Origin of the sequence: Streptococcus sp. FSL R7-0248 (assembly GCF_037967965.1) — a bacterium.
Taxonomy (GTDB): domain Bacteria; phylum Bacillota; class Bacilli; order Lactobacillales; family Streptococcaceae; genus Streptococcus.
Window position 1 is genome coordinate 558,447 of record NZ_CP150201.1, and the last position, 13,795, is coordinate 572,241.

Here is a 13,795-nt window from a genome sequence, read left to right on the forward strand (position 1 = left end):
CTTTGATAGTTAGTTATATCTTCTGTTTCGATAGGAACTAGAGGATTTCACAAGACTTTCCTTTGGGGAACATGACCCTTTTGTTTCTCATTTCAAGCAGAATAGGGTAAAATTGAAATGGCACTCTACTAGTTTTTTAGCTATGTTAGAAAAGTAAAATTGTTGTTATATATTGAAATCATTGCGAGCGTTAAGTGAGACTTTCCGCTGTGAGATAAGTGTCTGTAAATAAAGTGTTTTGTTTACAGACACTCGGAATTTTTGAGACCATAGGCTCAAAAATTAGTCTTGGAACTTCGAAGAAGTTCGCAGACGTCCGTAATCATTTAAGGAAAGTCTCAAAAAATACTTTGTTTTCAATTGAATAAAGAGGAAAATCATGACAAAAGCAGACACTATATTTAAAGAAAATATCACTAAAATCATGGAAGAGGGTGTTTGGTCGGAGCAAGCACGTCCTAAATATAAGGATGGCACAACAGCCAATTCCAAATACATCACCGGGTCTTTTGCAGAATATGACTTGAGCAAGGGAGAGTTTCCAATTACCACTCTTCGTCCTATCGCTATCAAATCTGCTATCAAAGAAGTGCTTTGGATTTACCAAGACCAGTCAAATAGCCTAGATGTCCTTGAAGACAAGTATAATGTGCATTATTGGAATGACTGGGAAGTTGAAGGCGTACCTGCCAATAATGGGGACAAGCGTTCGATTGGTCAGCGTTATGGGGCGGTCGTTAAGAAGCACGATATTATTAACCGTTTGTTGGCTCAGTTGGAGGCTAATCCATGGAATCGCCGTAATGTCATCTCTCTTTGGGATTACGAGGCCTTCGAGGAGACAGCAGGACTTCAGCCTTGTGCCTTCCAAACCATGTTTGACGTTCGTCGTGTGGGTGAGGACATTTATTTGGATGCTACTTTGACGCAACGATCTAACGATATGTTGGTGGCTCATCATATTAATGCCATGCAGTATGTGGCCCTTCAGATGATGATTGCTAAGCACTTTGGTTGGAAAGTTGGTAAATTCTTTTATTTTATCAACAACCTCCATATTTATGACAATCAATTTGAGCAAGCCGAAGAACTTCTCAAGCGTCAGCCGTCTGATTGCCAACCACGCTTGGTCCTTAATGTTCCTGATGGAACGAATTTCTTTGATATCAAACCAGAAGATTTTGAATTGGTTGACTATGAGCCTGTTAAACCTCAACTCAAATTTGACTTAGCAATTTAATAAATGCTTATGATTTAAGCCCATAAAGAGCTGGCAAAGTTTTTTCCAAGCTCTTTTTCTCTTTTTTTGTTAGAATGGATTGTAAACTTAAAAAGAAAAGGAAATACTGTGTCTAAACAACTCATTGCTATTTGGGCGGAAGCTCATAACCATGTTATTGGGAAGAATAACACCATGCCTTGGCACTTGCCTGCTGAGCTGGCACATTTCAAGAAAACGACCATGGGCTCAGCAATTCTCATGGGACGTGTGACCTTTGATGGCATGAACCGTCGTTGCCTACCAGGACGTGAAACCTTGATTTTGACAAGAGACAAGGAATTCGACTGTGAGGGTGTGACGACCGTTACGAGTGTTGAGGAAGCTCTGGCTTGGTTCGAACAGCAAGATAAGGATCTCTATATTGCTGGTGGTGCTGGTGTCTACAAGGCTTTTGATGGACATTATGATGCACTCATCAAGACAACTATTGAGGCTGATTTAGAGGGAGACACGTATTTTCCACAACTAGATATGACGGCATTTAAAGAGGTATCACGTGACCGCGTGGTCAAGGATGATAAAAATGCCTACGACTTTAGCATAAGTCGCTATGAAAAAGAAGGAGACTAGGTTCATGCAACGTAGTGTTTTTGGGTTATTTACTGCATTATTGGGGGTGCTTTGTGTACTCTCTGCCATTCCTGCCTTTCGCAAGAAACGTTATGGGTTAGCAGTTTTTCTCTTTTTAAATGCTTTTACTAACCTTGTCAATACTATTCACGCCTTCTATGGCACCCTATTTTAGAAAAGAGTGAGGAATAAATGGCTGGAAATCGTAATGAAGAAATGGTTTATTGTTCATTTTGTGGCAAAAACCAAGAAGAAGTAAAGAAAATTATCGCTGGGAATGGCGTCTTTATCTGTAACGAATGTGTGGCCTTGTCACAAGAAATCATTCGTGAGGAAATGGCAGAAGAAGTTTTGGCTGACTTGGCTGAAACTCCGAAGCCAAAAGAACTTTTAGATATTTTGAACAACTATGTCGTGGGGCAGGACCGTGCCAAACGTGCCTTGGCGGTAGCTGTTTACAATCACTATAAACGTATCAATTTCACAGAAAGTCGTGAAGACAATGATGTGGATTTGCAAAAATCAAATATTCTCATGATTGGACCAACTGGTTCAGGGAAGACTTTCTTGGCTCAGACCTTGGCTCGTAGCTTGAATGTTCCATTTGCGATTGCGGATGCAACATCATTGACAGAGGCAGGTTATGTGGGTGAGGACGTGGAAAATATCCTCCTCAAACTGATCCAAGCGGCAGACTTCAATATCGAACGTGCGGAACGTGGTATCATTTATGTTGACGAGATTGATAAGATTGCTAAAAAGGGTGAAAATGTATCAATCACTCGTGACGTTTCTGGTGAGGGGGTTCAACAAGCTCTCTTGAAGATTATCGAAGGAACAGTAGCTAGCGTTCCCCCTCAAGGTGGTCGTAAACACCCTAACCAAGAGATGATTCAAATTGATACTAAGAATATTCTCTTTATCGTTGGTGGTGCTTTTGATGGTATCGAAGATATCGTTAAGCAACGTCTTGGTGAGAAAATCATTGGTTTTGGTCAAAATAATAAGGCAATTGATGATGACTCATCATACATGCAAGAAATTGTGGCTGAAGATATTCAAAAATTCGGTCTTATCCCTGAGTTTATCGGACGTTTGCCAGTCCTTGCGGCCCTTGAACAGTTAACGGTTGACGACTTGGTTCGTATCTTGACAGAGCCTAGAAATGCCTTGGTTAAACAGTACCAAACCCTCTTGTCTTATGATGGGGTTGAACTGGAGTTTGACCAGGATGCTCTTGAAGCTATTGCAAGTAAGGCAATTGAACGTAAGACCGGTGCGCGTGGCCTTCGCTCTATCATTGAGGAAGTCATGATGGATGTCATGTTTGAGATTCCGAGTCAGGAAGATGTTACTAAGGTTCGTATTACAAAAGAAGCCGTTGACGGCACAGCTGCTCCAGTTTTAGAAACAGCATAAGGAGGTTCTATGGCTGAAGAACAAGTCCTAAATACGCACAATGCTGAGATTTTGCTCAGTGCGGCGAATAAGAGCCACTATCCCCAAGATGACCTCCCTGAGGTTGCCCTAGCAGGACGCTCGAATGTTGGTAAATCAAGCTTTATCAATACACTTCTTGGTCGTAAAAACCTAGCACGTACTTCTGGGAAACCAGGGAAAACTCAGTTGCTTAATTTCTATAATATTGACGATAAGCTTCGTTTTGTGGATGTGCCAGGTTACGGTTATGCCCGTGTGTCTAAAAAAGAACGTGCCAAATGGGGCAAAATGATTGAGGAGTACCTCGTGACTCGAGATAATCTTCGTGTCGTTGTTAGCTTGGTTGACCTCCGACATGAACCAACTCAAGACGATATCCAAATGTATGAATTTCTCAAGTATTATGAAATTCCGGTCATCGTTGTAGCGACTAAGGCTGACAAGATTCCTCGCGGAAAATGGAACAAGCACGAATCAATTATTAAGAAAAAACTCAATTTCGATAAAAATGACCATTTCATCGTCTTTTCATCTGTCACACGTGACGGTTATGATGAAGCATGGGATACGATTTTAGCAGAATTATAAAAAGAGCTCGGAGAAATCCGAGTTTTTTTTGCGATAGTTTTTGTCTATCTCTTTGATAGTTTCCACCTATTATCCAAGGGGATGATATTGTGATAAGCTTGTTTTATTACATCTATTGGAGGAATCTATGGAAAACCATAATTATGAAAATGAAGGTCAGTTTCAACGGAAGATGACCTCACGCCACCTCTTTATGCTCTCGCTAGGTGGTGTCATTGGTACCGGTCTCTTTCTTAGCTCAGGCTATACGATTGCACAAGCAGGCCCTCTTGGTGCGATACTATCTTATCTTGTGGGGGCTATCGTTGTTTACTTAGTCATGCTTTCATTAGGTGAGCTAGCTGTTGCTATGCCAGTAACGGGATCCTTTCACACCTATGCCACTAAATTTATCAGTCCGGGAACCGGCTTTACGGTAGCTTGGCTTTATTGGATTTGTTAGACGGTAGCCTTGGGAACAGAATTTCTGGGTGCGGCCATGCTGATGCAACGTTGGTTTCCATCAGTTCCGGCTTGGATGTTTGCGGCATTCTTTGCCTTGGTGATTTTTGGAATTAATGCTCTGAGCGTAAGGTCTTTTGCGGAAGCGGAATCTTTCTTTTCTTCTATAAAGGTTATTGCTATCTTGGTTTTTATCATCCTAGGTCTGGGGGCTATGTTTGGTTTGGTAAGCTTTGATGGTCATCGTGAAGCTATTATGTTCAAGCATTTGACGGCTAATGGTCTCTTTCCAAATGGTGGTCTTGCCATTGTGTCAGTCATGTTGGCGGTTAACTACGCCTTTTCGGGAACAGAGTTAATCGGTATCGCAGCTGGTGAGACAGATAATCCTAAAGAGGCTGTTCCACGTGCTATTAAAACGACCATTGGACGCTTGGTGATTTTCTTTGTCTTGACCATTGTGGTATTGGCTTCGCTTCTTCCCATGAAAGAAGCAGGGGTATCTTCAGCGCCTTTCGTTGATGTTTTTGACAAGATGGGGATTCCATTTGCGGCAGACATCATGAACTTTGTTATCCTGACAGCTATTCTTTCTGCTGGGAATTCGGGACTCTACGCTTCAAGCCGTATGCTTTGGTCTTTGGCCAATGAGGGAATGCTCAATAAAAAGCTAGTGAAAATCAATAAACATGGAGTTCCAATGACAGCCCTTTTGATTTCCATGGCAGGAGCAGTTTTATCACTCTTTTCAAGTATCTATGCTGCAGATACGGTTTATCTAGCTTTGGTATCAATCGCTGGTTTTGCAGTTGTTGTTGTCTGGCTCTCCATTCCTTTGGCACAAATCAACTTCCGTAAACAGTGGAAGCTAGAGCATTCTGAGGACGAGTTAGACTATAAGACACCGTTTAATCCAATCCTCCCTTATATCACAATTGTTCTCTTGGCCATTTCTGTGTATGGGATTGCTTGGGATAGTTCACAACGTGCGGGACTTTACTTCGGTATTCCTTTCATGATTTTCTGTTACCTTTATCACTACCTTCGCTTTAAAAAATGGTAAGGAGGCCTTGTATGGCAACATTTAAAGATTATTTGGAAAATAAATCTCCCCTTATCCTCCATGGAGCTCTAGGAACAGAGATGGAGAGCTTGGGTTATGATATTTCAGGCAAACTCTGGTCAGCCAAATACCTTTTTGAAAAGCCAGAAGTTATTCAAGAAATTCACGAAACCTATGTAGCCGCTGGGGCTGACTTGATTACCACATCGTCTTATCAGGCGACCTTGCCAGGCTTGATGGAGGCAGGACTTACTGAGAAAGAAGCAGAGCAGATTATTGTCTTGACAGTTCAGTTGGCAAAGGCTGCACGTGATAAGGTTTGGACAGCATTAGATGAGACTGAGAAAGCAAAACGACCATATCCTTTGATTTCTGGAGATGTCGGTCCTTACGCAGCTTATTTGGCTAATGGTTCTGAGTATAGTGGTGATTATGGTCAAATTACTATCGAGGAGCTTAAGGAGTTTCATCGGCCTAGGATTCAAATTCTCCTAGATCAAGGTGTGGACTTGCTAGCTTTGGAAACTATTCCAAATCGTTTAGAAGCACAAGCCTTGATTGAACTCCTGGCTGAAGAATTTCCAGAATCAGAAGCTTATCTCAGTTTTACAGTCCAAGAATCAGGCACTATCAGTGATGGGACTTCTTTAGACGAGATTGCCAAGCTTGTTTCCCAGTCAGATCAAATCTTGGCTTTAGGAATCAACTGTAGTTCGCCTCTTCTTTATGATCAGGCTCTTGCTATTCTTAAAAATGCTGGAAAAGCCCTCATTACTTACCCCAACTCAGGTGAGGTTTATGATGGCAGTACGCAGACTTGGAAACCTAAGGATAAAGATGCTCTAACCTTAGTTGAACATAGTAAAGATTGGCATGCTCAGTTTGGAGTTAAGATTTTAGGTGGCTGCTGCCGCACACGTCCAAATGACATTAAAGCCTTATATAAAGAGTTTAGAACCTAGTCAAATTTCTAATTATTTGTTATAATAGGAGATTGTAAGGCTATGAGCTCTACACATTATCAGTAGAAAATGAAGCCAGCGTTAAGCTGGTTTTTAAAATGAAGAGGAAAATATGACCTACGAACAAGAATTTCTAAAAGACTTCGAAGCCTGGGTTGTTACCCAAGTTAAAGTAAACGAAACCGCCTTGGCCGCTAGCAAGAAAATCTGGGAAGAAGACGGAGATGAACGTGCACGTGATGCAAGTTACCGCTATGAAGCTAAATTGGATGCTTACAATTTCCTAATTGGTAAGTTTGCCAACTATCGTGCTGGCAAAGGTTTCCATGATATGCCAGATGGCTTGTTCGGGGAACGTCACTATTAATAAAGTATGAAAAAGAAAATGGCGATACTACTTTATAGAAAGGTATCGTCTATCAAAATAGGAGAAAACTAAACATGGCTAAAGTAAAAAATAAAAAGAAAGCTTTTAAACACCGTTTGAAAAAACAAGGACTTTTCAATAATGTTAAAGCCCCTGTTCCACCCGTTGCGCCTGTTCCACCAGTGCCACCAGTAGCACCACAACCTGTTGCTGAAACTAAGACAGTTGCCAAGGAAGAAGTAGCAGCCAAAGACCTTAGTCTTGAAGCCTTCGCAGAACTTCCAGAAGTTGAAGGCCTTCGTTCAAACCTTGTAGAAACTCTTTATAATGAAGGTTTGACTTCAGTAGAGGCTTTTGCTACTGTGACTGAAGAAGAAGTTCTTGCCCTCAAGGGTGTCGGACCTGCGACAGTTAAAAAATTGAAAGAAAATGGTGTTAGCTTCAAAGCTTAAGCCTAAAAAAGATCCGAGGTGTAGCCTTCGGATTTTTTATTGTTTTAGAAAGTATTGCTTGATTAGGAAAACAAGAAAACCACTAGTAAATCTAGTGGTTAGTAGGTCTGGACTGTTTATTTCTTTGGATTTTGTTTGGTTAAATTAAGTCCAAAAGGTACCAAGTTTTCTTGATGCCTGCGGATGCGCCCCATATTTTCAGTGTGGCGGAAGATGATAAGCAAAGCCATGATGGTAAGAACCCCAGTAAAAATAAGGTCATAGCCATCTAGTAAGAAATGGATGGCTGGAAACACAGCTAAGGTAATAAGTCCAACAATTGCTGCAGTGACACTTGAAAATGAAATCATGCTGGTTAGATAGAGTGTTAGGACAAAGACCAAGAGCAGGAATACACAGTAGAGTGGGGCAAAGCCAAGAAGCACCCCTGCACTTGTCGCAACGGCCTTCCCACCTTTAAATCCAGCAAAGATTGGAAAAACATGTCCGATAATGGCAAAGAAACCAATGATTAGAGGTGAAACCTCTGTAACACCAAGCCAGATAGGTAGCAGAACAGCCAAGGTCCCCTTGAACATATCAACCAAGAAGGTGATGGTACCAGCAGTCTTACCTAGAACACGAAAGGTATTGGTTGTTCCAGTATTTCCAGAGCCGTGCTCACGAAGATTGGTATGGAAGAATAGTTTCCCAATCCAGAGGCCGGTCTGAATGGAACCTAACAAGTAGGCGATTAGGATTAACAATAAGATTTTCATGAGATAATTATAGCATACAGCCTAGTAATTGACAAAGTCAGTCAGCCTTAAGATATCTTTTGGACTTTCTTGATTTCTTTTGCAAATTCTTCTGAAAACTTATAAAATAATAAGGATGAAAATTTTGGAGGTCACTCTTGGCTAAAAAAGAAATAAATGTAAATAATTATAATGATGATGCCATTCAGGTACTAGAAGGGTTAGATGCGGTTCGCAAGCGCCCAGGAATGTATATTGGCTCAACGGATGGAACAGGACTTCACCACCTAGTTTGGGAGATTGTCGACAATGCGGTCGATGAAGCTCTTTCTGGTTTTGGTGATGTCATCGCTGTCACTCTAAATAAGGATGGTTCCGTTTCTGTTTCTGACTCTGGACGTGGGATGCCGACAGGTATGCATGCCACGGGTAAACCAACAGTTGAAGTTATTTTCACTGTTCTCCACGCGGGTGGTAAATTTGGACAGGGTGGTTATAAGACTTCTGGTGGTCTTCACGGTGTGGGGTCTTCAGTTGTTAATGCGCTATCTAGCTGGCTTGAGGTTGAAATTACCCGTGACGGTAGTGTTTATCGTCAGCGTTTTGAAAATGGGGGTCACCCTGTAACAGGACTTGAAAAAATCGGCAAGGCACCTAAATCTAAGACAGGTACAAAAGTTACCTTTATGCCTGATGCTAGTATCTTTTCAACGACTGACTTCAAATTTAACACCATTTCAGAACGTCTCAAAGAATCAGCCTTCCTTCTTAAGAATGTCACTATGACATTGACAGACTTGCGTGGCGAAGAAGAAGTTCGTGAAGAATTCCACTATGAAAATGGGGTTCAAGACTTTGTATCTTACTTGAATGAGGACAAGGAAACACTGACACCAGTCATCTATATTGATGGGGACCAGCAGGATTTCCACTTGGAATTAGCCCTTCAGTATAATGACGGTTACTCTGACAATATCCTTTCCTTTGTCAATAATGTCCGTACTAAGGACGGAGGTACCCACGAAACGGGCTTCAAATCTGCCATTACCAAGGCTCTTAATGACTATGCACGTAAAACAGGTCTTCTCAAAGAGAAGGATAAGAACCTTGAGGGGTCAGATTATCGAGAAGGCTTATCAGCAGTTATCTCGCTCTTAGTTCCTGAGGAACACCTTCAGTTTGAGGGCCAAACCAAGGACAAACTTGGATCTCCTTTAGCTCGTCCCATTGTGGATAGCATCGTTTCAGAGCATTTGACCTACTTCCTTATGGAAAATGGAGATTTGGCTTCTAACTTGGTGCGTAAGGCTATCAAGGCCCGTGATGCCCGTGAAGCTGCCAGAAAAGCTCGTGATGCCAGTCGAAATGGCAAGAAAAATAAAAAAGACAAGGGGCTCTTGTCAGGAAAATTGACGCCAGCCCAGTCTAAAAATGCTAAGAAAAATGAGCTTTATCTGGTCGAAGGGGATTCTGCCGGCGGTTCAGCCAAACAAGGCCGTGATCGTAAATTCCAGGCCATTCTTCCTCTTCGAGGGAAGGTCCTCAACACTGAGAAAGCCAAAATGGCAGACATTCTCAAAAACGAAGAAATCAATACCATGATTTATACTATCGGTGCTGGAGTTGGAGCTGACTTTAACCTTGACGATATTAACTACGACAAGATTATCATCATGACCGATGCCGATACCGATGGAGCTCACATCCAGACCTTGCTTCTTACTTTCTTCTATCGTTATATGCGTCCACTAGTGGAAGCAGGACACGTTTATATCGCTCTGCCTCCTCTTTACAAGATGTCCAAAGGGAAAGGTAAGAAGGAAGTTGTCGAATATGCTTGGACGGATGGGGAACTTGAAGAACTTCGTCAAAAATTTGGTCGTGGAGCTATTCTCCAGCGTTACAAGGGGCTTGGTGAGATGAATGCTGACCAGCTTTGGGAGACAACTATGGATCCAGAGACCAGAACGCTTATCCGAGTAACTATTGACGACCTAGCGCGTGCCGAACGTCGTGTCTCAGTTCTTATGGGAGATAAGGCGGCACCACGCCGTCAATGGATTGAAGATAACGTTAAATTTACCTTGGAAGAAAGCGGCGCATTTTAAGTTGCAGGCCAGAAGGGAATGTAATAAGATAGAGTTAGGGAGAGCGCTTACTATCAATAGATACTAGGGTTTATAAAAATTAAGTTAATTATTTTTTACATAGTTTATTAACTATTTGCAGAGTCATTGACTAGAAATCAATGGAGGTAGATAAATGGATTTTAATGTTATCGATTACCTAGCTTACCATGCAGATGTAGCTGTTCCGGCTATTATTCTTATGGTTATTGTTTCTACCATATACTTAATTTTTTATGGCATACGACCTATAAAAACACGCTTTTTGATCCTTTTTCTCCTATCTATAGTTTCCCTCATAATCTTCGTGGTGGATAATCCTCTCTATTCTTATTTTGGTAGTCCATTCTCAGGCTTATTATTTGTTTTTTACTATCTGATGGTCTTTTCAGTGTTTTATGTACCATTCTCACTAATAGCTTTTATAAAAAGTCTTCTACATTTAACACGCTTTCAAACCAATTATTCAATCTTATTAGCGATTAATAGTTTCTTCGCCACATTACTGGCTTTCCTCAACCTGCTTTTTTTACAAGGGGCTTTGGAATTTCTCCCAAATTCATCCATGTACTTTATTTTTATCCTCCTAGCGGCAAGTGGTATTGCTCAAACTATAATAGGAAGAAAGGAAAACGAAAAAAATAAAGACTATATGGCTGAGTCAGGAAAAGACAATGTGAGGTAGACCTATGTTATCTAAGGTATTAAGTTTCATACTTTACTATCCTCAAGTAGTCCTCCCTGTTTGTGGAGTGGCAATAGCTTATTTAAGTGTTTATAAAAAGCGACCAATAAAAACACGTTTTTTACTTCTGCCTATACTAGTAGTGGTAACCTTCCTTCTATCTTTGATAGATAATCCATTCTCAGATAGAACCTACTCGGGTTTGTTATTTGTCTTCTATAATGTGTATGTTTTTACTCCCTTAAGTGTTGCTTGTAGTATCACATCACTTTTAAAAAGTATCTATCATTATAGATTATTTCGTATCCCATTAGCTACTGTTCTCGTAATCAACGCCTCTATAATGACTTGTTTAACACTCATAAACTTTATCTTATTCTTTGGTGAACTTTCTACTTCATTGACACTATCTTGTGTATTCTTCATTTTAATTGCGATAAGTACAATCGTTCAATTTGTGGTTGGTGAAATAGAAATTAGGAAGGTGAAAACCATTCTTCTACAGTTGAAAAATCAAGGCAGGACATTGTGAGGCGTGGCAGTGAGGTGGGAAAGTTACTATTTGTCTTTCACATTATTTCAAATCATTACTTAAACTAAAAATAAAGAGAAATCTTATGTCTAATATTCAAAACATGTCCCTTGAGGACATCATGGGGGAGCGTTTTGGACGCTACTCCAAGTACATTATTCAGGAGCGTGCGCTTCCTGATATTCGTGACGGTTTGAAACCCGTTCAACGTCGTATTCTTTATTCCATGAATAAGGATGGCAATACCCATGACAAGGGCTATCGTAAATCTGCCAAGTCGGTGGGTAACATTATGGGTAATTTTCACCCACATGGCGATAGTTCTATTTATGATGCTATGGTGCGTATGTCTCAGGACTGGAAGAATCGTGAAATCTTAGTTGAAATGCACGGTAACAACGGTTCTATGGATGGTGATCCACCAGCGGCTATGCGTTATACAGAGGCACGTTTGTCAGAGATTGCTGGCTACCTTCTTCAAGATATTGATAAAAACACCGTTCCTTGGGCTTGGAACTTTGATGATACAGAGAAGGAACCAACCGTTTTACCTGCAGCCTTTCCAAACCTCTTGGTTAATGGTGCTACAGGGATTTCTGCTGGTTATGCCACAGACATTCCACCGCACAATCTGTCAGAAGTCATCGATGCCGTTGTCTACATGATTGATCACCCATCTGCTAAACTGGATAAATTGATGGAATTCTTGCCTGGTCCAGATTTCCCAACAGGGGCTATCATTCAGGGCAAGGATGAGATTCGTAAGGCCTACGAAACTGGTAAGGGCCGCGTCGTTGTGCGTTCACGTACTGAAATTGAACAACTCAAAGGTGGTAAGGAACAAATCATCGTTACTGAAATTCCTTACGATGTCAATAAGGCAGTTCTTGTTAAAAAAATCGATGATGTTCGTGTTAATAACAAGGTTCCAGGTATTGCAGAAGTTCGTGATGAGTCTGACCGTACAGGGTTGCGTATTGCTATTGAACTTAAGAAGGATGCTGACAGCCAAACTATTCTTAACTACCTTTTGAAATATACGGATCTTCAGGTCAACTACAATTTCAACATGGTAGCTATCGACAATTTCACCCCACGTCAAGTGGGCTTGCAAAAGATTTTGTCTAGCTACATTGCCCACCGTCGCGATATTATCGTTGCCCGTTCAAAATTTGATAAGGAAAAAGCTGAAAAACGTCTTCATATTGTTGAAGGGTTGATCCGTGTCATCTCTATTTTGGATGAGGTTATTGCCCTTATCCGAGCTTCTGAAAATAAGGCAGATGCCAAGGAAAATCTTAAAGTCAGCTATGATTTTTCAGAAGAACAGGCCGAAGCTATCGTGACCTTGCAACTTTATCGTTTGACCAATACGGATATCGTTACTCTCCAAAATGAGGAAGCCGATTTACGTGAGCAGATTGCGACCTTGGCTGCCATCATTGGAGACGAGCGTACCATGTTTAATGTCATGAAACGTGAACTTCGTGATATCAAGAAGAAATTTGGTAATGACCGTCGTTCAGAGTTGCAAGCAGAAACCAAGACCATTGAAATTGATACTGCAAGTTTGATTGTTGAGGAAGAAACCTATGTCAGCATCACTCGTGGTGGCTATGTCAAACGTACTAGCCCACGTTCTTTCAATGCTTCAACGATTGATGAAGTCGGAAAACGTGATGATGATGATTTGATTCTGGTTCAGCAGGCTAAGACGACACAGCATCTCTTGATGTTCACTAACCAGGCCAATGTGATTTATCGTCCAATCCATGAGTTGCCAGATATTCGTTGGAAGGATTTGGGAGAGCATTTATCACAAACCATCACTAATTTATCTAAGGATGAAGAAGTGCTTTACGCCGAAATCCTGGATGATTTTGAAGCTGGTACTTACCTAGCAGCTACCAAGCTGGGTCAGATTAAACGTTTCGAACGCAAGGAATTTACGCCATGGCGTACCTACAAGTCTAAGTCGGTTAAATACGCTAAACTCAAGGATGATAGTGATTTTATTGTCACAGTCACTCCAATTCAATTGGATGATATCATGATTATCACTCAAAGAGGTTATGCCCTTTGCTTTAACGCGGACGAAGTGCCAGTAGTTGGGGCCAAGGCAGCAGGTGTTAAGGCAATCAATCTTAAGGATGATGATAGCGTTCAGGCTGTTTTTGTGGCAAATACTCAAAGTTTCTACCTTTTAACACAAAGAGCCAGTCTCAAACGTGTGGCTACAGCTGATATCCCGCAGGCTAAGCGAGCTGGTCGAGGTCTCCAAGTTCTTCGTGAGCTTAAGACGAAACCACATCGCGTCTTTACGGCTGGTCCAGTCTTTACAGAAAATTCTGGTGGTGAGATAGATCTTCTAGCAACACCAGTAGAGGAGGCTCCTCAGACCTTGCTTGTGACAGCCACGACAGGTGAAACTGCAGAGGTTGATTTGTCCCTTCTAAATCTTTCAGATCGTACTAGCAATGGAAGTTTTATTGAAGGGTTGGCAGACAAAGAAGTCTTTTCTGCTAAAATTATTGAAAAATAATGATAAGA

General features: G+C 41.2%; 12 protein-coding genes and 1 pseudogene. 12 read left to right on the top strand and 1 reads right to left on the bottom strand.

What is annotated here, in order from left to right; genetic code table 11:
• Positions 1-379 precede the first annotated feature (379 nt).
• From NYE32_RS02780 to NYE32_RS02820, 9 genes and pseudogenes are all read left to right on the top strand, one after another.
• Entirely contained in the window at positions 380-1,240 is an 861-nt protein-coding gene (locus NYE32_RS02780) for a thymidylate synthase (RefSeq protein WP_060971323.1), read from the top strand.
• A gap of 108 nt (positions 1,241-1,348) precedes the next feature.
• Entirely contained in the window at positions 1,349-1,852 is a 504-nt protein-coding gene (locus tag NYE32_RS02785; protein ID WP_156685467.1) for a dihydrofolate reductase, read from the top strand.
• A 4-nt stretch (positions 1,853-1,856) separates the two neighbouring features.
• A complete protein-coding gene (locus NYE32_RS02790) occupies positions 1,857-2,027 on the top strand; it encodes a hypothetical protein (RefSeq protein WP_002886174.1) in 171 nt (56 codons plus the stop codon).
• 17 nt (positions 2,028-2,044) lie between these two features.
• Positions 2,045-3,271 carry an ATP-dependent Clp protease ATP-binding subunit ClpX gene (clpX, locus tag NYE32_RS02795; protein WP_002890340.1) on the top strand — a complete coding sequence of 409 codons (1,227 nt, stop codon included), beginning with the start codon at positions 2,045-2,047 and terminating at the stop codon, positions 3,269-3,271.
• 9 nt (positions 3,272-3,280) lie between these two features.
• Positions 3,281-3,880 (top strand): ribosome biogenesis GTP-binding protein YihA/YsxC, encoded by a 600-nt coding sequence (yihA, locus tag NYE32_RS02800; RefSeq protein WP_002885996.1) that lies wholly within the window; start codon positions 3,281-3,283, stop codon positions 3,878-3,880.
• Positions 3,881-4,007: 127 nt separating this feature from the next.
• A pseudogene (locus tag NYE32_RS02805) lies at positions 4,008-5,384 on the top strand (amino acid permease).
• An 11-nt stretch (positions 5,385-5,395) separates the two neighbouring features.
• A complete protein-coding gene (gene mmuM / locus NYE32_RS02810) occupies positions 5,396-6,346 on the top strand; it encodes a homocysteine S-methyltransferase (protein ID WP_156685468.1) in 951 nt (316 codons plus the stop codon).
• A gap of 112 nt (positions 6,347-6,458) precedes the next feature.
• Positions 6,459-6,713 carry a DUF1912 family protein gene (locus tag NYE32_RS02815; RefSeq protein ID WP_002886199.1) on the top strand — a complete coding sequence of 85 codons (255 nt, stop codon included), beginning with the start codon at positions 6,459-6,461 and terminating at the stop codon, positions 6,711-6,713.
• A gap of 74 nt (positions 6,714-6,787) precedes the next feature.
• Positions 6,788-7,165, top strand: a complete 378-nt coding sequence (locus NYE32_RS02820; protein ID WP_037601495.1) for a helix-hairpin-helix domain-containing protein — start codon at positions 6,788-6,790, stop codon at positions 7,163-7,165.
• Positions 7,166-7,281: 116 nt separating this feature from the next.
• Here the strand turns inward: NYE32_RS02820 and plsY are convergent, their stop codons facing one another.
• Positions 7,282-7,923 carry a glycerol-3-phosphate 1-O-acyltransferase PlsY gene (gene plsY / locus NYE32_RS02825; protein ID WP_060971328.1) on the bottom strand — a complete coding sequence of 214 codons (642 nt, stop codon included), beginning with the start codon at positions 7,921-7,923 and terminating at the stop codon, positions 7,282-7,284.
• 137 nt (positions 7,924-8,060) lie between these two features.
• On the opposite strand from plsY, the gene parE reads away from it, so the two are divergent.
• The 3 genes from parE to parC all read left to right on the top strand — a co-directional run bounded on the left by parE (position 8,061) and on the right by parC (position 13,787).
• Positions 8,061-10,010, top strand: coding sequence for a DNA topoisomerase IV subunit B (parE, locus tag NYE32_RS02830; RefSeq protein ID WP_110980886.1), 1,950 nt, complete (start codon positions 8,061-8,063; stop codon positions 10,008-10,010).
• A gap of 154 nt (positions 10,011-10,164) precedes the next feature.
• Complete coding sequence (locus tag NYE32_RS02835) at positions 10,165-10,713, top strand: hypothetical protein (protein WP_110980885.1); 549 nt, start codon at positions 10,165-10,167, stop codon at positions 10,711-10,713.
• Between the two features lie 617 nt (positions 10,714-11,330).
• On the top strand, positions 11,331-13,787 hold the full coding sequence (parC, locus tag NYE32_RS02840; protein ID WP_110980883.1) for a DNA topoisomerase IV subunit A: 2,457 nt from the start codon (positions 11,331-11,333) through the stop codon (positions 13,785-13,787).
• The last annotated feature ends 8 nt before the right edge of the window (positions 13,788-13,795 follow it).